This is a genomic window from Kineosporia sp. NBRC 101677 (assembly GCF_030269265.1).
Taxonomy (GTDB): Bacteria; Actinomycetota; Actinomycetes; order Actinomycetales; family Kineosporiaceae; genus Kineosporia; species Kineosporia rhizophila.
Genome location: NZ_BSTA01000001.1, coordinates 1,025,906 through 1,048,204, shown reverse-complemented (window position 1 = coordinate 1,048,204; position 22,299 = coordinate 1,025,906). Strand labels below are relative to the sequence as shown.

General features: G+C 69.4%; 19 protein-coding genes. 10 read left to right on the top strand and 9 right to left on the bottom strand.

Annotated features, from left to right (window positions below; all coding sequences use genetic code 11):
- Window positions 1-100: 100 nt before the first annotated feature.
- Both QSK18_RS04790 and QSK18_RS04785 read right to left on the bottom strand, forming a co-directional pair.
- Window positions 101-916 (bottom strand): flagellin N-terminal helical domain-containing protein, encoded by an 816-nt coding sequence (locus QSK18_RS04790; RefSeq protein WP_285616686.1) that lies wholly within the window; start codon window positions 914-916, stop codon window positions 101-103.
- A 158-nt stretch (window positions 917-1,074) separates the two neighbouring features.
- Window positions 1,075-1,980: a sigma-70 family RNA polymerase sigma factor gene (locus QSK18_RS04785; protein WP_232808711.1), complete on the bottom strand. Its 906-nt coding sequence runs from the start codon at window positions 1,978-1,980 to the stop codon at window positions 1,075-1,077.
- A 345-nt stretch (window positions 1,981-2,325) separates the two neighbouring features.
- On the opposite strand from QSK18_RS04785, the gene QSK18_RS04780 reads away from it, so the two are divergent.
- The 5 genes from QSK18_RS04780 to csrA all read left to right on the top strand — a co-directional run bounded on the left by QSK18_RS04780 (window position 2,326) and on the right by csrA (window position 6,283).
- Window positions 2,326-2,823: a flagellar protein FlgN gene (locus QSK18_RS04780; protein ID WP_232808710.1), complete on the top strand. Its 498-nt coding sequence runs from the start codon at window positions 2,326-2,328 to the stop codon at window positions 2,821-2,823.
- Window positions 2,824-2,827: 4 nt separating this feature from the next.
- Window positions 2,828-4,246 carry a flagellar hook-associated protein FlgK gene (gene flgK, locus QSK18_RS04775; protein WP_285616682.1) on the top strand — a complete coding sequence of 473 codons (1,419 nt, stop codon included), beginning with the start codon at window positions 2,828-2,830 and terminating at the stop codon, window positions 4,244-4,246.
- A gap of 4 nt (window positions 4,247-4,250) precedes the next feature.
- Window positions 4,251-5,108, top strand: a complete 858-nt coding sequence (locus tag QSK18_RS04770) for a flagellin N-terminal helical domain-containing protein (RefSeq protein WP_285616680.1) — start codon at window positions 4,251-4,253, stop codon at window positions 5,106-5,108.
- Window positions 5,109-5,194: 86 nt separating this feature from the next.
- Window positions 5,195-5,623, top strand: coding sequence for a flagellar assembly protein FliW (locus tag QSK18_RS04765; RefSeq protein ID WP_232808707.1), 429 nt, complete (start codon window positions 5,195-5,197; stop codon window positions 5,621-5,623).
- 102 nt (window positions 5,624-5,725) lie between these two features.
- Window positions 5,726-6,283 carry a carbon storage regulator CsrA gene (csrA, locus tag QSK18_RS04760; RefSeq protein ID WP_285616678.1) on the top strand — a complete coding sequence of 186 codons (558 nt, stop codon included), beginning with the start codon at window positions 5,726-5,728 and terminating at the stop codon, window positions 6,281-6,283.
- 761 nt (window positions 6,284-7,044) lie between these two features.
- On the opposite strand, the gene QSK18_RS04755 is transcribed toward csrA, so the two are convergent.
- Both QSK18_RS04755 and QSK18_RS04750 read right to left on the bottom strand, forming a co-directional pair.
- Window positions 7,045-9,510 (bottom strand): heterodisulfide reductase-related iron-sulfur binding cluster, encoded by a 2,466-nt coding sequence (locus tag QSK18_RS04755; RefSeq protein WP_285616677.1) that lies wholly within the window; start codon window positions 9,508-9,510, stop codon window positions 7,045-7,047.
- Between the two features lie 211 nt (window positions 9,511-9,721).
- The gene (locus QSK18_RS04750) at window positions 9,722-11,227 is read right to left on the bottom strand and encodes a carboxyl transferase domain-containing protein (RefSeq protein ID WP_285616675.1); all 1,506 of its coding nucleotides are present in this window, start codon (window positions 11,225-11,227) and stop codon (window positions 9,722-9,724) included.
- Window positions 11,228-11,564: 337 nt separating this feature from the next.
- On the opposite strand from QSK18_RS04750, the gene QSK18_RS04745 reads away from it, so the two are divergent.
- On the top strand, window positions 11,565-12,755 hold the full coding sequence (locus QSK18_RS04745; RefSeq protein WP_232808704.1) for a hypothetical protein: 1,191 nt from the start codon (window positions 11,565-11,567) through the stop codon (window positions 12,753-12,755).
- 105 nt (window positions 12,756-12,860) lie between these two features.
- Here the strand turns inward: QSK18_RS04745 and QSK18_RS04740 are convergent, their stop codons facing one another.
- Window positions 12,861-13,088, bottom strand: a complete 228-nt coding sequence (locus QSK18_RS04740; RefSeq protein ID WP_232808703.1) for a hypothetical protein — start codon at window positions 13,086-13,088, stop codon at window positions 12,861-12,863.
- A 209-nt stretch (window positions 13,089-13,297) separates the two neighbouring features.
- Between QSK18_RS04740 and QSK18_RS04735 the strand changes: the two genes are divergently transcribed.
- Complete coding sequence (locus QSK18_RS04735) at window positions 13,298-14,482, top strand: damage-control phosphatase ARMT1 family protein (RefSeq protein ID WP_285616672.1); 1,185 nt, start codon at window positions 13,298-13,300, stop codon at window positions 14,480-14,482.
- Window positions 14,483-14,484: 2 nt separating this feature from the next.
- Here the strand turns inward: QSK18_RS04735 and QSK18_RS04730 are convergent, their stop codons facing one another.
- Window positions 14,485-15,135 (bottom strand): response regulator, encoded by a 651-nt coding sequence (locus QSK18_RS04730; RefSeq protein ID WP_285616670.1) that lies wholly within the window; start codon window positions 15,133-15,135, stop codon window positions 14,485-14,487.
- On the bottom strand, window positions 15,132-16,250 hold the full coding sequence (locus QSK18_RS04725) for a sensor histidine kinase (protein WP_285616668.1): 1,119 nt from the start codon (window positions 16,248-16,250) through the stop codon (window positions 15,132-15,134). Before QSK18_RS04725 ends, QSK18_RS04730 begins: the two co-directional genes overlap by 4 nt.
- 131 nt (window positions 16,251-16,381) lie before the next feature.
- Here QSK18_RS04725 and QSK18_RS04720 point away from each other — a divergent pair, with 131 nt between their 5' ends.
- On the top strand, window positions 16,382-17,401 hold the full coding sequence (locus QSK18_RS04720) for an ABC transporter ATP-binding protein (protein ID WP_232808699.1): 1,020 nt from the start codon (window positions 16,382-16,384) through the stop codon (window positions 17,399-17,401).
- A 29-nt stretch (window positions 17,402-17,430) separates the two neighbouring features.
- The gene (locus QSK18_RS04715) at window positions 17,431-18,285 is read left to right on the top strand and encodes an ABC-2 transporter permease (RefSeq protein WP_285616664.1); all 855 of its coding nucleotides are present in this window, start codon (window positions 17,431-17,433) and stop codon (window positions 18,283-18,285) included.
- A gap of 29 nt (window positions 18,286-18,314) precedes the next feature.
- Here the strand turns inward: QSK18_RS04715 and QSK18_RS04710 are convergent, their stop codons facing one another.
- Both QSK18_RS04710 and QSK18_RS04705 read right to left on the bottom strand, forming a co-directional pair.
- Window positions 18,315-19,016, bottom strand: coding sequence for a response regulator (locus QSK18_RS04710; RefSeq protein ID WP_285616663.1), 702 nt, complete (start codon window positions 19,014-19,016; stop codon window positions 18,315-18,317).
- A complete protein-coding gene (locus tag QSK18_RS04705) occupies window positions 19,013-20,647 on the bottom strand; it encodes a sensor histidine kinase (RefSeq protein WP_232808696.1) in 1,635 nt (544 codons plus the stop codon). Before QSK18_RS04705 ends, QSK18_RS04710 begins: the two co-directional genes overlap by 4 nt.
- Before the next feature lie 169 nt (window positions 20,648-20,816).
- Between QSK18_RS04705 and QSK18_RS04700 the strand changes: the two genes are divergently transcribed.
- Window positions 20,817-22,238: a cation:dicarboxylate symporter family transporter gene (locus tag QSK18_RS04700; RefSeq protein ID WP_285616662.1), complete on the top strand. Its 1,422-nt coding sequence runs from the start codon at window positions 20,817-20,819 to the stop codon at window positions 22,236-22,238.
- Window positions 22,239-22,299 lie beyond the last annotated feature (61 nt).

The following is a 22,299-nucleotide window of genomic DNA, read 5'->3' as shown; positions in this document are numbered from 1 at the left end:
AGAGTGATGGACCGGGCAGGAACTCTGCCCGCCCGGCCCATCATTCAGATAGTGAAAGTCGTCCCGGACGGTGACCTCTCGGTCAGCGCCCGGACCGGGATCACTGCAGCAGCTTGAGGATGCTCTGCGGCTGCTGGTTGGCCTGCGCCAGCATTGCGGTACCCGCCTGCGACAGGATCTGCGCCTGCGTGAAGCTCACCATCTCCGAAGCCATGTCGGTGGCCTGGATACGGGCGTTGGAGGCGGTCATGTTCTCCACCGCGACGTTCAGGTTGTTCACCGTGTGCTGGAAACGGTTCTGGTAAGCACCCAGGGTGGCGCGGGTGGTGGAAACGGTGTTCAGGGCGTTGTCGATCGTGGTGATCGCCGCCGCCGCGCCGGTGGCCAGGTCCAGGCCGTCGACGCCGAGGGTGGCCGAGTCCACCTGCGTGGAGATCTCGACCGAGACCGCCTGACCCTCGTTGGCACCGACCTGGAACGTGCCGTTGTAGGAGCCGCTCAGCAGCGCCTGACCGTTGAAGGTCGTGGTGCTGGAGATCCGGGTCAGCTCCTGGCCCAGCTGGTCGAACTCGGTCTGGGCCGCGGCCGCGCCGGTCGAACCCTGAGAACCGGTGGAAGCCGCCTGCACCGCAAGGTTACGCATACGCTGCAGGATGGCCTGCGTCTCGTTCAGGGCACCGTCAGCAGTCTGAACGACGCTGATGGCGTCCTGCGCGTTACGCACGGCAACGTTGAGACCGCCGATCTGCGCCTGCATACCCTGGGAGATCGCCAGGCCGGCCGCGTCGTCAGCCGCACGGTTGATGCGGTAACCACTGGACAGCTTCTCGAGTGAGCTGCTCTGGCTGGTCTGGGTCGCGCTCAGGTTACGGTAGGCGTTGAGGGCGGCAACGTTGCTGGTGACGTACATACCCATGATGTGTCCTCCTTGATGTGGGTCGATCCCCGATCCGTCCGTGGACCGGTACAGCAGCTCCATCGGCCGGAGTGCTGGGCTCTTGAAGGGTTTCCGGCGAAGTTTTCTCGATCGGGCGTCCGATCGGACGACCCCCGCGGACCCCCGCCGGGGACGTCTCAGACGTCCGAGTACGTGCTCAGGTAGCGACCGACGTCCACTCGCCGGTTGACCGTCGAGCGCCGGGCGACCGCATCCACGTAGGCGTCCCGCCGACGTCCTCTGGCCCCTTGGGTGTTGTTCCGGCTGCTGGCTTCCGCGCCGGCCCGGGCATCGGCCTCCAGCAGCCGGGAGAGGGCCTCCCGCAGCAGTTCCAGGCCCTCGGCACGCAACTGCGAGACCCGCGACTGGGTCACGTTCAGCTCGGTGGCCAGCTCGGTGAGCGGCCGCTGTTCCAGGTAGTACCCGCTGACCACCTTGCGCAGCCGTTCCGGCAGCTCGGCGATGGCGTCCCGCAGGTAACCCACCCGCTCCGCGGCGACCAGGGCGTCCTCCGGCTGGGGGGCCGGGTCCCGCAGGGTCGCCGCCAGCCCCTCGCCCTCGGGTGTGAACGAGTCCAGGGACAACAGCGACGCCCGGTCCTGCCCACCGCGGATCTCGCCGATCTCGCTCTCGGTCAGGCCCGAGGCGGCGGCCAGCTCGCTGTCGACCGGGGTGCGCCCCAGCGCCACGGTCAGGGCCTCGGAAGTGGCCGCCAGGGCCCGGGCCCGGCTGCGCAGCGACCGGGTGGCCCAGTCCCGCTGGCGCATCTGGTCGATCATCGCCCCCCGGATGCGGGTGTTGGCGAACCGCGCGAAGGGGACCCCGAGACTGGGGTCGAACGACTGCGCCGCCTGCACCAGAGCCAGCGCGCCGGCCCCGGTCAGGTCGTCGGAGTCCAGGTGCCGCGGAAGGCGGGACGAGGTCTCCCGGGCGATGTAACCCACCAGGGGCAGGTGTTCACGCACCAGGGCCTCCACCTCCGCCGCCGGACGGCCAGAGGCGGACTTCCCGGACGTCTGGGGGGAGTTCAGAAGTTCGGCCACGCTTGGTCTTCGACCGTCGGGCGCTTCGGCTCCACCGTCCTACAGGGGTTTTCCGGCTTTACACACCGACGGAGCAACCGCCCGGACACCGACGGAGCAGTCCTCCGAGCACGGTCGTGCTGCGGGTACTGCGATTGGGCGACACCCGGACCTCAGGTCCGCCACCCGGATGCCGACAGGTCTTCCAAGCGCCTGAACGCCGCCGCGGCCGCTCTGGGGAAAGGGAAGCCGCCAGGTGGGTGAGATCGATGTCCAGAGGTCAGTATCCCGGCCCGGACGCCGATCCAACCTCTGAAGCTGCTCAGTCCGAAGATCCTCCGTCGGAACTTATTTGGAGAACTCCCGATGAGCCTTCCTGATCTCGCCGCCGTGCTGTGGCGACAGCGAGAACTGATCGAACGGCTGTGCTACCGGCTGGAGTGCGAGCAGCTCCTGCTCGCGGCCGGCCGGATGAATCGTATTGCGTTCGCCGTTTCCGAGGTGGAGACCGTCGTCGAAGACCTCCAGGTGCTGGAGCTGCAACGCGGCGAGGCGGCCGACCGGGCCGCCGCCGAGCTCGGCCTGCCCGCCGGGAGCGGGCTGTCCGACCTGGCCGCCGCGGCACAGCCGCCGTGGACCGGGGTGCTCCTGGAACACCGGGCGGCCCTGATCGCGCTCACCGCCGAGCTGCACGCCCTCGCGGACGCCAACAAGACCATGATCAGCAGCGGCATGGCGCTGGTCGAGGCCGCAATGAACTCTCTCGGATCGCTCTCCCCGCACCAGGCGGTGGGTTACGACGCGACCGGCCATGCCGACCCAGTAGCCGGGCGACTGCCCGCCGTCATCGATCGGGTTCTGTGATCACATGCCTTTCAACATCCTGGGCAACGGACTGACCGGGTTGCAGGCCTCTCAGCAGGCCCTGAATGTGGTCAGCCAGAACATCGCCAACGCCACCACCCCCGGGTACGTCCGGCAGCGGGCGATCCTGGAGAGTCAGCAGACCTCGCCGGGGACCAACGTCTACACCGGAAACAGCGCCCAGTTCATGGGCGTTCAGGTCACCGGCATCGAGCGGATCTCCAGCGCCTTCAAGCAGGCCGCACTGAACAGTGCCGTGGGCAAGCAGGAGGCCCTCGAGGCGCAGGCCGCCCCGCTGGACAACGTGCAAGGGTTGCTGCAGGAGCCGGGAACCACCGGCCTGCAGTCTGCAATCACCCAGTTCTACCAGGGCTGGTCCACGCTGGGGAACAACCCCACGGCCGGCACCGCCAACGGCGCGACGACGATCAACGGCGCCGCCGCCGGCGTGGTGATCCAGCGCGGGGCCACGGTGGCCGCGCAGCTGAACAGCCTCTCGCAGGGCGTGGCCGAGGAGTTCCGGAACCAGTACACCAACCTGGAAGGCATCGTCGACCAGGTGAACACGGCCGCCCAGAAGGTGGCCGGACTGAACCAGTCGATCATGCAGGGCCAGGCCGGTGGCACCAATGTGAACGCGCTGCTGGACAAGCGCGACCAGGCGCTCACCGACATCGTCCGGCTCACCGGCGCCACCGTCACGAACCTGAACAACGGCGGTGTGCAGGTCTCGGTCTCGGGGGTCACGCTGGTCTCCGGCGTCGCCGTGAACACCATGTCGGTGGGCGGGGCCAACACGATCGGCGAGGCCGCCGACAACCCGCCGTCGCTGCTGATCGGCACCGTCCAGGCCCGGCCCTCGGGTGGTCAGGCGGCCGGCGTGCTCTCGGCCCTGAACACCGACCTGCCGCGCTTGTCGGACACTCTCGACACCGTCGCGAACGGCATCCGGGACGCCGTGAACGCCGTGCACAGCACGGGTTACACGCTCGACGGTACTCCGGGTGGGGACTTCTTCGGCGGAGAAGGCGCGCAGGGCCTCACGGTCGTGGCCGGTTCGGCCGAAGAACTGGCCATCTCGCGAACTGCCGCCCCCTCGGTGGACGGCTCGAACGCGGTGCGGCTGGGCAACCTGGTGCGCCCGACCGAGGCCTCGCAGGCCCTGGGGGGCGCCGAGGCCCCGCAGTCGGTCTACTCCCGGATGGTCACCCAGATCGGTACCCAGGTACAGGGTCTCGAGACGGCGATCGACGCGCAGAACGGCGTCGTGGCAACTGCTCAGTCGGCGGTGGACTCGGAGTCCGGGGTCGACATCAACGAGGAACTCACGAACATGATCCTGTTCCAGCGCTCGTTCCAGGCGAACTCAAGGGTGATCAGCGCCGCCGACGAGATGCTCCAGGCCCTGATCGGAATGGTGTGACGACATGGCTAGGGTGACCCAGCTCGGCCAGATGAACCAGTCCCTGGCCCAGATCCAGAACAGCCTGAACGCGGCCAGCCGGCTGCAGGAACAGGCCGCCAGCGGCAAGCGGATCAACAAGGCCAGCGACGACCCCACCGGCGCGGCCATCTCGATGCAGCTGCGCGACCAGCAGGCGGCGAACACCCAGTACGTTCGCAACGCCGACTACGCCAACGGCCAGCTGGCCACGGTCGACAGCACCCTGCAGTCGATCTTCTCCCGGCTGAACCAGGTGCGCAGCAACATCGTCGCCACCGCCGGCACCTCCAGCGAGCAGTCCCGCTCGGCCCTCTCGGCCCAGGTGGTGCAGCTCAAGGGAGAGCTCCAGGGCCTGTACAACACCCAGTACCAGGGCCGTTCGATCTTCGGCGGCACCTCCCCGGTGGGGGCGGTGGCCGAGGACGGCACCTTCACCGGTGACGGCAACCCGGTGATGGTTCAGCTCAACTCCACCTCGACGGTCCGGGTGGACGTCGACGGAGCCACCATCGGGGCCGGCGAGTTCAGCGGACTGCTGGACACCGTCGCCCAGGACATCCTCGACGGCTCCGCGGCCCAGAACCTGACCGCCATCGACGGCCTGCTCAACGAGGTCATCACCGCGACCGGCCAGGTCGGTGCCATCCAGAACCGGGTGACCTCGAGCACCCGCGCGATCGAGTCCCAGAACGCCGACCTCACGGTGTCTCTCGCCCAGAACGAGGACATCGACTACGCCGAGGTCCTGACCAGGTTCTCGTCCCAGCAGGTGGCCTACCAGGCGGCCCTGGGCGTGACGGCGCGACTCAACCAGACGTCCCTCCTCGATTTCCTGCAGTAACCGCCAGAAAGGGGCACGCAAAAAGCGTGCACCGGGTCCGAGAGGCGCCCCGAACGGTCGGGGCGCCAGGATGGGGTGACAGGTCCATGAATCCTGCTCTTCTCACCAACAGTAATTCCGGGACGGCGGGGACCGATGTCCCCGAGATCAATTTCGTCCGGCCCATCCCAGGGTTCAGCGATCTGCGGCATTTCGCGCTGGCCCGTATCGACGACCGAGAGAGTCTGATCTCGGAGCTGCGTAGCCTGGAGCGCCCGGATGTCCGGTTCGTCGTGACGACGCCGGCCATCTTCTTCAGTGACTATGTGGTCGAGCTCGACGACGAGGACTGCGAGCAGCTGGGCCTGGAGTCGGCCGCGGACGCTCTGATCCTGACCGTGCTGACGCCCGGTGAGGACGCGAAGTCCACGACCGCCAACCTGCTGGCGCCGATGGTGATCAACGCCAAGACCCGGGCCGCGGCCCAGGTCATCCTGACCGGCACGGACTGGCCGGTGCGCGCGCCACTGGGTTGATCGGTGCTTACTATCCGCTAGCCTCTCCTCACGGCCTGAAGTCGGCCGTGGTCGCGGCCCCTTGCTGTTCGCGATCCAACGGGGTCCAGGGAGGGAGCCGCGGTGCTGGTACTGACACGCCGAGCTGGCGAGAGCATCGTGATCGGGGACGACGTCCGAGTCGTCGTCCTCGACGTACGGGGAGACACAGTCCGCCTCGGCATCGAGGCCCCGCGCAGCATCCAGGTGCACCGCGCGGAGGTCTACGCCGAGGTCCAGGCCGCCAACGCTGCCGCGGCGGCCTCCGGGGAGAGTCTCGACGAAGTGGCCGAGAGGCTGCGACGTCTGGCTCGCCCGGTCGTTCCCCAACGGCGCAGTGGTGGTTCGGGTCGATCGGCGACCCCGAGGCCAGGACCACCGCAGGCACCATCGCAGAACCAACCGCCCTCGCCGGGGCCTGAGGCATCGGCGGGGGAGCCGGTACCGAGCGCAGCGCCGCGCCCGGTGCCGACACCACCTGCCCGTGGAGCGGGTCAGCACGAACAGCGGGGTGTCCGGACGATGCGGGCACCACGACCCGTTCCCGCGCCACCGCGGTCGGGGGTACCCAAGCCGGGGCCGATCGGTCCGATCCCGAGGCCCGGCACCCCCGCCGAGGAGACCGGCGCCGACGGCGCCTGAGGTCATCACTCTCGTGAGCAAAGCTGGTCCGGCCCGAGTCGACTCGGGCCGGACCAGCTTGCTTTTGGACGTCGGTGGGCCCGGACGCCGGGCAGGTCACCTGGGCGCTCGGGGCGGCTGGGCAGGCGGGGCCCCGGCGCAGTGGAGAGACCAGGGCCGGCTCCCCTGAACGGCCTGGTCGACGTGGTCCTTGCCGGGCGGCGTTTCCTGCGCTGACCCACCTGGTTCGGCGGATGAAGCGCCCTGTCCTACCTCGAGGCGTGGGGCTCGCCGGAGCTCCACGCCGGTCCGCCCTCTTGGCCTGCTCAGCTCGCTCGTCCGACCAACAAGGGTCTTCTGGCCAGCACGCCTCTTCTCACCGCGCTCACCATTCTGAACAGCTCGGCTCACTGGCTGACTCGGCCCTCTGACGGGTCGGGCCCTCTAACGGGTGGGCCTTCGGACGGGTCGGCCCTTCTGACCGGCCTGGCGCACTGGCCGCCCTGGTTCACTGGCCGGCCCGGGGCGCTGACTGGCTCGGCCCCCTGACTGGCTCGGCCTTCTGGCTGGCTCGGCTCTCTGACCGGCCCGGTTCACTAGCCGGAGCGGCCCACCGGTCGGCCCAGCCCTCTGGCGGCTCGGTCCTCGGGCTGGCTCGGTCCTCTGACCGGCGCAGCCCTCTGACCGGCGCAGCCCTCTGACCGGCGCAGCCCTCTGACCGGCGCAGCCCTCTGGCCGGCCCGGCGCACTGGCCGGACCGGCTCTTCTGGCTTGCTTTATCCCTATTTGGCCGGCTGGGCCTGGTCCGGCTTGCCGCGCTGGACGGCGGCGAGCAGCATCTGGGCCACGTCGAGGACCTGGACCTCTTCGCGGGCAGCGCCTTCGGACTGCTTGGCGGTGAGCCCGTCGGAGAGCATCACCCGGCAGAACGGGCAGCCCACGGCGATCGTGTCGGCGCCGGTGGCCACGGCCTCTTCGGTGCGGGTGGTGTTGATGCGTTTGCCGAGCTTCTCTTCCATCCACATCCGCGCGCCGCCCGCGCCGCAGCAGAAGGCGCGTTCGGAGTTGCGGGGCATCTCGCGCAGTTCGACGCCGGGCAGGGAGCCGATGAGTTCGCGCGGAGGTTCGTAGATGCCGTTGTGCCGGCCGATGTAGCAGGGGTCGTGATAGGTCACCGGGGTGAGCGCGGCCGGGGTGGCCGGTGCAGTCTCCGCCGGTGCTGTGTCGGTCGGTGCGGCGGCTGGTGCGGCGCTTGGTGCGGCGGTCGATGATGCACCGGCACTGCCCTCGGTTCCGGCGTTGGAGACCGGTGGGGCGGGGCTGTCGATGGGGGCGACGGGGGTCAGTCGCTTCTCGCGCACCAGGCGGTTGAGCAGCTGGGTGTGGTGGACCACCTCGTAGTGGCCGCCCAGCTGGGGGTACTCGTTCTGGATGGTGTTGAAGCAGTGCGCGCAGGAGACCACGATCTTGGTGGCCTTGGACTCGTTGAGCACCTCGACGTTCTGCAGGGCGAGCTGCTGGAACAGGAACTCGTTGCCGGAGCGGCGGGCCGAGTCGCCGGTGCAGGCCTCGCCGTCGCCGAGCACGGCGAAGTCGACCTGGGCCTCGTGCAGCAGGGTGGCGATGGCGACGGTGGTCTTCTTCTGCCGGTCCTCGTAGGCGCCGGCGCAGCCGACCCAGAACAGGTACTCGACCTCGGACAGGTCTTCGATGTCGGCGCCGACCTGCTTGATCTCGAAGGGCAGGTTCTTGGCCCAGTCCATCCGCAGGCGGGGGGCCAGACCCCACGGGTTGCTGTTCTTCTCGAGGTTCTTGAACAGGCCGTTGAGCTCGTTGGGGAAGGCCGACTCGATCAGCACCTGGTAGCGCCGCATGTCGACGATGTGGTCGACGTGCTCGATGTCGACCGGGCACTGCTCGACGCAGGCGCCGCAGGTGACGCACGACCACAGCACGTCCGGGTCGATCACGCCGCCGGTGCCGTCGGCCCCGCCGTTGTAGGCGGCCAGCGGATTGTCCAGCTCGTAACCGGTCTCGCCGATCAGCGGCCGGTCGGCGACCGCCTTGGCCGACCGGAGCAGATCCAGCCCGGAACCGCCGAGCCCGAGACTGCCCTTGCCCGCGTCCGCCGCCGGGGCACCGGCCGCGCCACCGGCGGCCTCGGCCTCCTTGCGGGCCTCTTCGGAGGCCAGCAGCCAGGGAGCCTTGGCGTAGGCGTTGTCGCGCAGCGACATGATCAGCATCTTCGGCGACAGCGGCTTGTCGGTGTTCCAGGCCGGGCACTGCGACTGGCAGCGCCCGCACTCGGTGCAGGTGGAGAAGTCGAGAAGACCCTTCCAGGTGAACTTCTCGACGGCGCCGACGCCGAGCGCCGCGTCCTCGTCGAGCTCGTCGATGTTCTCGAAGTCGAGCACCTCGCCCTTGAGCGAGATCGGCTGCAGCGGGCCCAGGCTGGTGGTCGAGGGGCCCACCCGCGAGGGCGTGGGGTTGCGCTTGAACCAGATGTTGGGGAAGGCCAGGAAGCGGTGCCAGGCCACACCCATCGTGGTGTTCAGCCCGATCGTGATCGCCCAGGACATCGAGATCGCGATCTTGATGCCGGCGACCAGCACGATCAGGTTCTCGAGCGTGCTGTCGGACAGGCCGCCGAACGCCGAGCCCAGCAGCTGCCCGACCGGGTAGTGCCACCCGTTGCCGTGCTCGTGGTCGATCGCGTACTCGAGGCTGCGCAGCAGCAGGATGCACACCATCACGCCGAGGATCACCAGCTCGACGAAGTATGCCTGCCAGAAGGTCGAGCCGAAGAACCGGCTCCGGCGGCCCTGGCTGCGCGGGTGCTGCTTCTGCCGCACCGCCATCAGCAGCAGGATGCCGCCCAGGCCGATCACCGACAGGCCCTCGGACACCCATTCGTAGGGCGGGAACGCGCCCACCAGCCAGAGCCGGAAGTGCGGGTCGAAGATCTGCCCGTACGCCGTGACCAGGGTGAAGAACAGGAAACCGAACCCGACCATGGTGAACCAGTGCGCCACCGCGACCAGCGGCAGCCGCGCCATCCGGGTGTGGCCCAGGAACTCCACCACCAGCGTCCGGGTACGCGCCACCGGGTCTGCCGTGCGTGAGCGGTCGGGCTCGCCGAGCCGGATGACCTGCACGAAGTTGGTGACGGCGCGGGCCAGCAGCGCGACCCCCGCCACGGTCATGGCAAGGCTCACCACGATGACCGCGATCTGGAGCGGAGTGTTCATGCGGGGTGGTACTCCTGTCGGGATACGCGCCCGGGCCGAGTGCCGGGTTGCGTCGGTGTCGTGCGGATCCAGCTTACGGACGGCGAATGCCCGGGCATGCACCGCTCCTGTGACCCAGGTCTCCTCCGGTGGGGTGGACGGGTGGTGCCCGATGTCCGACATGGTTCCACCGGGCACCGACAGAATGCCGGCGGCCGAGGTAGGGGCCGGTTCAGAGGCCGATCCGGCGGTACCGGGCCAGGCGCTGGGCGAGTCGCTGCTCCGGGTCCACGCGGAGCACCTGCAGCAGTTCGTGCTCCAGCACCGTTCCCACCCGCCGCAGGAACCCGTCCGCGTCGTCTTCGGCGAACTCGCGCACCACGGTGTCGACGATCCCGTCGCGCAACAGGTCGCGGGCCCGCACCCCCTGGGCCTGAGCCAGCTCGGCCGCCCGTTCCGGCGCCCGGTAGAGGATCTGCGCCGCACCCTCGGGCGGCAGCGGCGAGATCCAGCCGTGCTGAGCCGCCACGACCCGGTCGGCCGGCAGCAGGGCCAGCGCCATCCCGCCCGCGCCCTGCCCCAGCACCAGGCACACGGTGGGCGCGGCCAGGGTGGTCAGGTCGGCCAGCGACCGGGCGATCTCACCGGCCAGCCCGCCCTCCTCCGCCTCCCGCGAGAGCGCGGCCCCGGCGGTGTCCACGATCGAGACCAGCGGCAGGCCGAGCTCGGCGGCCAGCCGCATGCCCCGCCGGGCCTCGCGCAGACCGGCCGGGCCGATCGCGGCGCCGGCCTCGGCCCGGCGGTCGTGGCCCAGGACGACGCACCCGGCGTTGCCGAACCGGGCCAGGGCCAGCAGCATCGCCGGATCGGCCTCGCCCTGCCCGGTGCCGTTCAGGGGCACCACCGTGTCGGCGGCGACCTTCAGCAGTTCCCGCAGCCCCGGTCGCCGCGGATCGCGGGAACGCACGATCGAGTCCCAGGCCGGCTGGTCGGGCACCTCGGCCACGTCCGTGGTGGCCAGCCCGGGTTCCAGCGGCCGCGGAGCGTCGGGTGCGGACGAGCCGGTGAGCACGGTGAGCACGGTGAGCGCATCGATGGCCACCCTGCGCAGTTCCTGCGGCCCGACCACGGCATCGATCAGTCCGTGCCGGAAAAGGTTCTCCGCGGTCTGCACTCCTTCGGGAAATGGTTCCCCGTTCAAGGCCTCGAACACCCGCGGCCCAAGAAAGCCGATCATTGCCCCGGGCTCGGCCGCGCACAGGTGCCCGAGCATTCCCCAGGAAGCCAGCACCCCGCCCATCGTCGGATTCCGTAGGTAGACCAGGTAGGGCAGCCCGGCGGCCCGGTGGGCGGCGACGGCGGCGGAAATCTTGACCATCTGCAAAAAGGCGACCGTGCCCTCCTGCATGCGAGTGCCGCCCGAGGCCGGTGAGGCGATGAGCGGCAGCCTCCGCTCCCGCGCCCGGTCGGCGGCGGCCACGAAACGCTCGGCGGTCGCCACCCCGATCGAGCCACCGAGGAACGAGAAGTCGCCGACAACCAGCGCGACCGCCCGCCCACCGAGCCGCCCCTCGCCGGTGACCAGCGACTCGTCCAGGCCGCTGCGCTCGCGGGCCGTGCGCAACGCCGTTGCGTAGGACCGGTCCACCGGTCCGAGACGCTCGTGCTCCACCGGCTCGTCCCAGGAGCGCCAGCTGCCCTCGTCCAGGGTCTGCTCGATCAGTTCGTAGGCCCGCACGGTCCCAGTGTGCAACGGCACTGCACTTGCCAGGAGTGGCGGCCGGGCCCTTCCCTGGTGGGGGAACGGCGCACCACAGTCGGTGAACCCGGAAAAGAATCGGCGATCCGATGCAACGCCAGGCACTTCCGCAGGCGTCTGGAGCACGCTGCACCCGAAGGCGGTGAAAGAGCGAGCACGGTGAGCACATTGCGAACCGGACTCGGTATTAGCCCGTTGGGCGGGAACCGCGTCGGGTCGGTGTATCCGTCCGCTACGGTCAAGTATCTGTCGGGGCGGGCAGCGGAACTCGAACGTGAAGAACAGAAGAAGTAAATCCAGAGCAAGGGGTGGGGTAGTGACCACGCGTTCCAAAGTCATGGCATTCGCAGGCTTCGGCCTGGCGGCCGCGGTCGGGATCAGCGGCTGTGGCTCGGACTCCGGCAGCGCCTCCGGCGACGCCGGCTCGGGCGTAGCCCAGAGCGACGGCACGCCCAAGGGCGAGGTGATCGCCGCCTTCCAGGGCCTCAACGAGTCCAGCAACGCCGGCTTCACCCTGAAGCTCGAGAGCAGCCCGGAAGACATCAAGAAGATCAACGCCGCGCAGGACGCCGCCGACAAGATCGACGCGGCCGACCGCAAGGCGATCGAGCAGGTCCTGTCCGGCAAGGTCACCATGAACATGACCGCGCCGGACGGCAAGACCTTCGGTGACCTCACCAAGGAGTCCACCGCCAACCAGGACGCGCAGGCCCTCCTGCAGGACCCGGCCGCGCTCGAGGCCGCCCTGAAGGGGCAGGGTTCCTTCGCCATGTCCGTGGTCCTCGAGGACTCGGGCCTGTTCGAGTTCGTCACCAAGGACGGCGTGATCTACGTCCGGGCCGACGTGGACAAGATCGCCGAACTGGCTGAGCAGAACGTCTCCGCCCTGGAGTCCCAGCTCGGTCAGCTGCCGCCGGTCATCGCCACCCCGGTGCAGAAGCTGCTCGACGGTGAGTGGGTCTCGCTCGACCTGATCGCCACCGTCAAGAGCCTGGACGAGCAGGGGGTGCTCGACCAGATCCCGCAGGAGACCGTGAGCCCCACCGTCGACCAGGCCAAGGTCCAGGCCTTCCTCGACTCGCTGAGCGCCTCGTTCGAGGCCGACGCGCAGATCGACGAGATCGACGGCGGCGACCGGGGCGACGGCTACCGGGTCACCGTGCCGGCCAAGAAGATCGCCACCTCGGTGCAGAACGACCTGATCGGCGTGGTCGGTCAGGAGTCGGCCGACGAGATCCGTGACTCGATCAAGGAGATGCCGGAGAAGGACATCGCCTTCGACGTCTTCGTCAAGGACGACAAGCTCACCGGTGTGAACCTGGACCTGGTCCAGTTCCTCGACAAGCCGGTCGAGGACGCCACCTTCGCGGTCGACCTGGCGGTCGACGCCGAGGCCAGCGCCGTGCAGGTGCCGGGCAACGCCACCGCGGTCGACATCAAGGGCATCTTCGGCCTGATCCCGGCCGACTCGCTCTCCGGCCTGGCCGGTGGCGGCACCGGTCTCTGATCGCCGCACCGCTCGACTGCGGGCCGGAACCCACGACGGGTTCCGGCCCGCAGTCGTTTGCCCGCCGCAGCGGCGTTCGCCGTCAGGAAGAACCCGCTCCGCGGGTCAGAGGGGATGCTGGTCGGCGAAGTCGACCAGGAACACCCACAGGCCGACGATCTCGGCGCACACCGCCAGCAGCGCCACCATGGTCTGGACCCCGCGCGACTGCCCCGGCAGCATCGCCTTCGCCGCGCCCTTGTTGAACTTCCAGAGCTTGTTCCAGAGCCAGTTCACCATGTCGACGAAGACGAAGAACATGTCCCGGACGAGTCGCCCCGTAGCGTCAATCATCGCCAGTACTCCCGCTTCGTCGTCACGCCTTCCGCCCGCTCACCCGGCTCGCTCAGGTGTTCCATTCTGATCGCGGCGGTAGCGAGGACGGGATGCACCGGCACTGTCGGGCCGTACCCCTGGCCGATCGAACCCTCTCCGCCGCGATCTGTGCAGCATTGTCTCAATCGGGCCGCTCACTCCTGGCCGCGGGCTGAGAGGCTGGCCCCATGGACCTGGAACCGATGACCGCACCCGGCGACCCGAACCTCACCGCCCCCGTCATCACCAGCGAGGACGGCTTTCCGCGGACCGTCCTGAGCGAGCGCCACCCCGAACTGCTGCGCAAGGTGCTGGACGGCGTCCCTTACCCGCCAGAGATCCGTGCCGCAGTGAACGGCCTGGCCGAGGAGATCGAGGGGCCGATCCTGCCGCTGTCCGACACACACGCCGACGCGCGGCAGTGGGCCGAGTGGTCCGCGCCCTACCTGGGCAAGAGCTGGTACGAAGTGCCGTTCTTGTGGGCCGAGAACTACTTCTATCGCAAGCTGCTGGCGGCCACCGGCTGGTTCGGCCCCGGCCCTTGGCAGGGGGTGGACCCGTTCGGCCCGCAGAAAGACGCCGAGCTGGCCGGACCCGCGGTGCAGGCCGAACTCGAGGCGCTGAGCGGACTGGAGAACATCCCCGAAGGCGAACTGATCGACTCGCTCGTCCTGGCTGCGCTCTGGGGGAACCGCGCGGATCTGGGCTTCCAGTTGCAGAGGCCGGCGGCGGGCGGCCGTCAGCCGGCCGGAGAAAACCTGATTGAGGACGATCGGGCCACCTTGATCCCGCTGCTCGCCGATGCGCGCGACATCGTTTGGGTCACTGACAACATCGGCCGCGAACTTCTGCCCGATCTGGTGCTCGCCGACCGGCTTCTCCTGCTCCATCCGGGTATTACCTTCCGGTTGCACGTGAAACCCAGTCCGTACTTCACCTCGGACGCCACTCCCATCGACGTTCTGAAAACGGTGCAGCGACTGGTCGACGGTCCGGGGGTCGCCTCCCAGATCGGGCACCGGCTGCGCAACTCCCTGTCGGAGGGGCGCCTGCGGATCGATGCGCATCCCTTCTACGTAGCGCCCCTGACCTTCGACCAGGCTTCTGAAGACCTTCAAAAGACTTACGCAGAAGCGGATCTCACCGTAGTGAAGGGCGATCTGAACTATCGAAGGCTGGTCGGTGACGTCGCCTGGCCGGCCACCACCGAGTTCGCCGCGATGACCAGCTACTGGCCGGGGCGGGTGGCGGCCCTGCGCACGCTGAAGTCCGACGTGCTGGTGGGCCTGGATGCAGACCGGCTGGCCGAGCTCGACAGTACCGGTGAGAAGTGGCGCACCAGCGGGAATTACGCGGTGATCCAGGTGCGGTAAAGTCAGCGGCCGAGGCCGGACTGGATCGCGAACACCACCAGCTGGGCCCGGTCTCGTGCCTGCAGCTTGACCATGGCCCGGCTGACGTGGGTGCGCACGGTGTCGGCGGAGACCACCAGTTCCTCGGCGATCTCGGCGTTCGACCGGCCGGTGGCCACCCAGGAGACGATCTCACGCTCGCGCTCGGTGAGGTCTTTCAGGCGCGGATGTGGTTGCCGGGCGGGCGAACTCGTACCGAACTGTTCGATCACCCGCCGGGTCACCGAGGGGGCCAGGAGCGACCCGCCCTCGGCAACTACTCTGATTGCCTCCAGAATTGCTTTCGGGGCGGCGTCTTTCAGCAGGAACCCGCTGGCGCCGTGACGCAGTGCCTCGAAGACGTACTCGTCCAGTTCGAACGTGGTCAGCATGACCACGCGCACGGTGGACAGGGCCGGGTCGGCGGCGACCTCGGACAGCAGCCCGAGGCCGTCGAGGGCGGGCATGCGGATGTCGCAGAGGACGACGTCGGGGCGGGTGCGGCGGATCAGGGCCAGGCCCTCGCGCCCGTCGCCGGCCTCCCCGGCCAGCGCCAGGTCGGACTCGGTGCCGATCAGGGTGGACAGCCCCATCCGGACCAGCGGCTGGTCGTCGACCAGGGCCACCCGGATCACGACGGCACCGGGATCGTCGCATTGACCACGAAACCGGATGCCACCACAGGGGTCTCGAGATGACCGCCGATGTTCTCGACCCGTTTTCGCATTCCGGCGATGCCCATGCCCAACGACGAGGAGGCGGTCTGGGCACCCACCCCGTCGTCGGCGATCGTGACCGACAGCCGCCCACCGGAAAGCCGGAAGGTGACCACCGCGCGCTGGGCCTGAGCATGGCGCAGCACGTTGGTCAGCGACTCCTGAACCACGGCGTAAACCACCTGCCCCACCTCGCCCGGAAGTTCGGACGGTTGGGGGACGTCTGACGGCAGTTCGACGGTCAGCCCGCCCGAGCGCACCCGTTCGAGCAGGGGACGGATGTCGGCCAGGCCGGGGGCGGGGGCCCGGGTTGCGGTGCCGGAGCTCATGACGGCCAGTTCGCGGCGCAGCGCCGTCAGCGAGTCCTGGCTGGAGGAACGGATCGCATCGAGACTCTGCCGCAGCCGCTGGTCGTCCTCGGCCGGGATGGTGGTCTTGTCCAGCACGTGCATGGCCACCTGGGCGTGCATGGCGATCACGGCCAGGCCGTGGCCCACCCCGTCGTGCAGCCCCTGGGCCATGCGTAGCTGTTCTTCGGTGGCCGAACGCCGGGCCTGTTCGGCGCGCAGGTCTTTCCGGTCGTTGAGGCGGAGGCCGGCCAGGCTGCCGCCGAGCGTGAGGGCCAGGACGCCCAGGGCCTGCCAGGCGGTGACGTGGCCGGGCGCCTCGTGCACGATCGCCTTGACCGCCAGCCCGGTGGTGAGCAGGACCAGGGCCGGAAGTATCACAGGCCGGAGGGCGGGCCAGCGCAGCCGCTGAGCAGCGATGAAGGCGGTCATCGGCATCACGGCGAACAGCGGGCCGTTGGGCAGGCCCAGGGCGAAGTAGGCGCCCACTGCGGCGCCGGCGACCAGGACCGCGGGCCGGGGGTGCCACCAGGCGGCGGGCAGACACAGGGTCGCGATGCCGGCCAGGACCAGCACCGGCAGCACCTGGCGGCTGTCTTCGTGGGCAGCACCGACCGACCCGATGAAGAGCAGCGCTGACACCAGAGGGGTGTACCAGGAGCCGCGCACCGGGCCGGGTTCGGTCATGTTTCGAGACTAGGTGTGCCCACCGACAGACATGTACGCCCGCGTGCGGCCCTTGTCTACGCAGATCTGCGTACCCGTCGGCCCTCGGCCGTCGGACGACCGGAGCGGTCGTGACCGGGAACGTTGCCGCCATGACGAATTCACCGGACGTGGTCGTGACCACGGATCGACTGACGAAACGCTATGGGACGGGCGAGAGCGCCAGACTCGCCGCGGACGCCGTGAGCCTCAGCGTGCGGCGGGGCGAGGTCTACGGGTTTCTCGGGCCCAACGGCGCCGGCAAGACCACCACGTTACGCATGGTGCTCGGCCTGATCCGGCCCACTTCCGGTTCCGCCACGGTGCTGGGCCGGCCCTCCGGGGAGCCGGAGGTGATGGCACGGGTGGGCGCGCTGATCGAGGGTCCGGGCTTCTACCCGTTCCTCTCCGGCCGGGAGAACCTCCAGGTCATGGCCCGGTATCGGGGACTGTCCGGCTCGGCGGCCGAGATCGCGCTGGAACGGGTGGACCTGGCTGGGCGCGGCGACGACCGGTTCCGGTCGTACTCCCTGGGCATGAAGCAGCGTCTCGGCGTGGCCTCGGCCCTGATGGGGGAGCCGGAGGTGATTGTGCTGGACGAGCCCACCAACGGCCTGGACCCGGCCGGTATGCAGGACATGCGCCGGCTCATCGTTTCGCTGGCCGAGGGCGGGACCACGGTCGTGCTCTCCAGTCATCTGCTCGCCGAGGTACAGGAGATCTGCGACCGGGTGGGAGTGATCAACAACGGACGTCTGTTGCGGGAGTCCACTGTCACTGAACTTCGTGGGGGTGCGCTTCTGCGCGTGCGCGCCACCCCGCCGGAGACAGCTCTGGCCGTGGCGATGCGGATCGCCGGGGACGACGGCGTGCGCCGGGCCGGGCCTGTGGGCAATCCCGGCGGCCCTGTGGAAAAGCGGCGCGGCCACCCGCACGACGCAGACACTCTGGTGCTCGACCTACCCCCTTCCGCGGCCCCCGAGGTCGCGCGTGTCCTGGTCGCCGAGGGTGCCGACATTCTCGAGATTGCGCCTCTGGAGCGCAGTCTCGAGGAAGTGTTCTTTGAGATGACGTCCGCGACAGCGGAACCGGCGGTTGTCCCCAACGGGCGCACCGGCGTCCACAATCTGTGAAAAAACCTGTGGATAGAGGACTGACTGGAATGACTGCGATCGTGAACAGTGCACGGGCCGAACTACTTCGGCTGCGCCGCTGGCCGACGGTGTGGGTCACCCTGGGGGCCTGGCTCTTCCTGGCCTGCCTTTTCGGTTATGTTTTCAATTACGTCGCCTACACGACGGGTGGCAGCAACTTCGCCAGTGAAGAGCTGGGCCGCCAGGAGATCTTCGCCGCGCTGCTGCCCGAGGCCCTGCCCTCGGTGCTCGTCCAGGGCATGCCGATGTTCGGTGGGGCGCTGATGTTGGTGCTCGGCGCCATCTCGGCCGGCAACGGCTACGCCTACGGCACCTGGAAGACGATCTACACCCAGGGGCCCTCGCGCTCGGCCGTGACCGCCGGTTCGCTGCTGGCCCTCACCGCCTTCGTGCTGGGCGTCCTGCTCGCCACCCTGGCCCTGTTCGCCACCATCACCGGGCTGATCGCGCTGACCGAGGCCGAGTCGGTGGTGTGGCCCGCCTTCGCCGAGCTGGCGCGCTCTTTCGGCGCGGGATTCCTGGTGCTCGAGATGTGGATGCTGGCCGGTTACTTCCTGGGCACGGTGGCGCGCGGCCCGGCCCTGTCGGTCGGCCTCGGCCTGGTCTGGACCCTGGTGCTGGAGATGCTGCTGCGCGGGGTCGGCGGGCTGCTCGGCCCGATCGAGACCTTCACCCAGCTCCTCCCCGGGACTGCTGCGGGTTCTCTGGTCGGGGCCGTCATCGGAGGTGACGCAGCCGCCTTGGACACCCCGGGCGTCCTCGATGTGCTCTCCGGACCGACGGCCGCGCTCTCCATGGCGGTCTACCTGGTCGTCCTCGCGATCGGGACGATGCTCCTGATCAGACGGCGGGACGTGGCCTGATCGAGCTCAGGGGCAGGCACGGAAGGCGCTCAGGGGGCACCTCGCCAGCGGTACTCGATCTCCGGCCGGCCGGTGCCCCCGTAGCGCGATCCCCGGGTGGCCAGGCCGGTCTCGACCAGGTACTCCAGATAACGCCGGACCCCGACCCGGGACATGCCGATGGCCTCGGCCGCGCCCATCGCGGTGAGCGCCCCCTCGGCGGCCCGCAGCGCGCCGATCACCCGCTCCAGCGAGTCGGCGCTCATGCCCTTGGGCAGTTGCTGCTCGGTGGCGCCGCCGCGCAGGTCGCCGAGCAGCCGGTCGACCTCGCGCTGGTCGATCTCCTCACCGGTGCCGGTGGCCCGGCTGAGCTGGGCGCGGAACTCGGCGTAGCTGGTGAGGCGGTCGCGCAGGGTGGCGAAGGTGAACGGCTTGAGCAGGTACTGGGCCACCCCGTTGGCCACCGCGCCGCGCACGATCGCCAGGTCGCGGGCCGAGGTGACGGCGATGACGTCGGCCTGCACCCCGCGCGCCCGCATGATCCGGTGCACCTCCAGACCGTGCAGGTCGGGCAGGTTCATGTCGAGCAGCACCAGGTCGACCGGCTGGTGGGTGACCTCGTGCAGCGCCGCGGCCCCGGACCGGGCCAGCCCGACCACGGCGAACTGCGGCAGCCGGCGGACGTACTCGGCGTGGGCCCGGGCGGCCAGCTCGTCGTCCTCGACCACCAGCGTGCGGATCGTCCCGGTCACCGGCGCACCACCGCGGCCAGTGGCAGGCGCACCTCGAACACGGTCTCGTCCAGGTCCTCGTCGCGGTACAGAGAGATCGAACCCCGGTTGCGCTCCACCGCCTGCCGCACCAGAGCCAACCCCAGTCCTCTTCCGGCGCCGGGCTTCCCGGCCACCCCGTTGAGCCCGAACCGGCCGGCGTCGGCCTCCTTGGTGGACCAGCCGCGTTCGAAGATCCGCTCCGGTTCGACGATGCGCGGCCCGGAATTACTCACCCTCAGGCACAGCTCGCCCAGATCGTCGGTGACCCGCGCGGCCACCGACACCCGGCGGTCTCCCGGTGCCGACAGCGTTGCCTCGAAGGCATTGTCGATCAGATTGCCCAGCACGGTGAGCAGGTCGCGGGACGGCACGACGCCGTCCGGCACCTCCAGATCGGTGGGGAACTCCAGTCGGATGCCGCGTTCGGCCGCCTCGGCGGCCTTGCCCAGCAGCAGCGCGGCCACCACCGGTTCCTGCGACTGACTGATCACCCGGTCGGTGAGTTCCTGCACCCCGGCCAGTTCCGAGGTGGCGAACTCCAGGGCCCGGTCGGTCTCGCCGAGCTCGATCATGGTGATCACCGAGTGCAGCCGGTTGGCCGACTCGTGCGCCTGCGAGCGCAGCGACTCGGTCAGGCTGCGGGTCTGGCTGAGCTCGTCCGACAACGCGACCAGATCGGTGTGATCGCGCAGGGTGACCACACTTCCGAGCGTGCGACCGTTCCAGCGGGCGGGGGACTGGCTGACCACGAGCACACCCTCGCGGGTCAGGTGCAGTTCGTCGACCAGAGTGTCGTCGCGGCCGATCGCCTCGGTCAGGCCGTCGGGCAGCGGGAGCTCGGCCAGGCGCCGGCCGATCGCACTCTGGTCCAGGCCGAGCAGGCGCATCGCCTCGTCGTTGATCAGCTGCAGCCGGCCCTGCCGGTCGACGATCAGCAGTCCCTCCCGCACGGCGTGCAGCACGCCCTCGTAGAACTCGAACATCCTGGTCAGCTCGGCCTGACCCATGCCCAGCGTCTGACGCTTCAGGCGGCGGCCCAGGGCATAGGCGACGACGGCCCCGGCCACCAGGACCCCCGCGCCGACGGCGAACAGCGGCGGAAGCTGCTCCTGAACGAGTGCTCCGACGTTGTCGATCGTGATACCCACGGCGACCAGCGCGACCACGCCGCCACCGACGTCCTTAATTGGTGCCACTGCCCTGACCGAAGGGCCGAGCGTGCCGGTGTAGGTCTCGGTGAACGCCTCGCCGGTGCGGGCCGGCTCGGTGTGCCCGAGGAACTTCTGGCCGATCAGATCCGGGTTGGCGTGGGTGAACCGGGTGCCGTCGGGGCTCATCACGGTGATGAAGTCGGTGTCGGTGGCCTGCCGGATCCGCTCCACGTAGGGCTGCAGGACGGCGGAGGGGTCGGTGGTGTCCAGCGCCCGGAGCACGGTCGGTTCCAGCGCGATCGTCTCGGCCAGGGCCAGCACCTCGTGCGCGGTGGCGTCCCGGGCACGGTCGTGGGTCTGCACGTAGGCGGCCACCACCGTCGATCCGACCAGCAGCACGACGGCGGCGACGACCAGCCCGAAGGCCTGCCGGGCCACGCTCCAGTGCCGAGGGTCCATAGCCACAGTCTGCCGATGTCATCGCCTTACTCAATGACCGAAAGCGCGACCGTCGCTCGAAGGGCGGGCAACCTCGTCCGCAGTGGCGCAGTTCACAGCGAGCCCGACCATGGGTTCGAAGCGGACGCGCAGGCGCACGACACCTCATTCGACGACGCAGGAGGCGGCCATGTCCGAGATCCCCGCAGCGAGCAGCCCGGCCCCACAACCAGCGGATCCCCCGGCCGCCCCGAAGAAACAGCACAAGGACCGCACGCACATCCTCTACCTGTCGGTGATCGCGGCGGTGGTGATCGGGGCGATCGTCGGCCTGGTCGCCCCGGGCGTCGGGGAGTCGCTGAAGCCGCTGGGCACCGGGTTCGTGGCGCTGATCAAGATGATGATCGCGCCGATCATCTTCTGCACGATCGTCCTGGGTGTCGGCTCGATCCGGGAGGCCGCCAAGGTCGGCAAGGTCGGTGGGCTGGCCCTGGGCTACTTCCTGGCGATGTCCACCCTGGCCCTGGTGATCGGCCTGGCGGTCGGCAACATCCTGCACCCCGGCGACGGCCTGGACCTGTCCGGCCTGGCCGGCTCCGGCGCCGAGGCGGCCGGTGAGGAGCACACCAGCACCACCGACTTCATCCTGGGCATCATCCCCACCACGATCGTCTCGGCGCTGACCGAGGGCGAGGTGCTGCAGGCGCTGCTGGTCGCCCTGCTGGTCGGCTTCGCGGTGCAGCAGATGGGCGAGACCGGCCAGAAGGTGCTGGGCGCGATCGGCGTCATCCAGAAGCTGGTCTTCCGGATCCTCAGCATGATCATGTGGCTGGCCCCGGTCGGTGCCTTCGGCGCGATCGCCGCGGTGGTCGGTGCGACCGGCGTCGACGCCCTGGTCAGCCTGGCCCGGATCATGATCGCCTTCTACCTGACCTGCGCGATCTTCGTCTTCGTGATCATGGGCCTGATCCTGCGCCTGGCGGTCGGGCTGAACATCTTCTCGCTGCTGAAGTACCTGGGCCGGGAGTTCCTGCTGATCGTCGGCACCTCGTCCTCGGAGTCGGCGCTGCCCCGGCTGATCGCCAAGATGGAGCACATGGGCGTGTCGAAGCCGGTCGTCGGCATCACGGTGCCCACCGGCTACTCGTTCAACCTCGACGGCACCGCGATCTACCTGACCATGGCCTCGCTGTTCATCGCCGAGGCGCTGGGCAACCCGCTGAGCATCGGTGAGCAGATCTCCCTGCTGGGCTTCATGATCATCGCGTCGAAGGGCGCGGCCGGCGTCACCGGAGCGGGTCTGGCCACGCTGGCCGGCGGTCTGCAGTCGCACCGCCCCGACCTGGTCGACGGGGTGGGCCTGATCGTCGGCATCGACCGGTTCATGTCCGAGGCCCGCGCGGTGACCAACTTCGCCGGCAACGCGGTCGCCACGGTGCTGATCGGGCACTGGGTGGGCGAGTTCGACAAGGAGCAGGCGCTGCGCACGTTCCGCGGGGAGAGCCCGTTCAACGAGGCGACGCTGGTGGACGACCACGCCGCTCCGGCGGTGCACGGTGACTCGGACGCTTCGGTGGCGGTGACCGGTCGCTCGGAGAAGGTCTCGGTCTGAGGTTTTCGAACTGCTCTGACGACGAACGGTTCCTGAGGACGTCCTCGGGGACCGTTCGTCG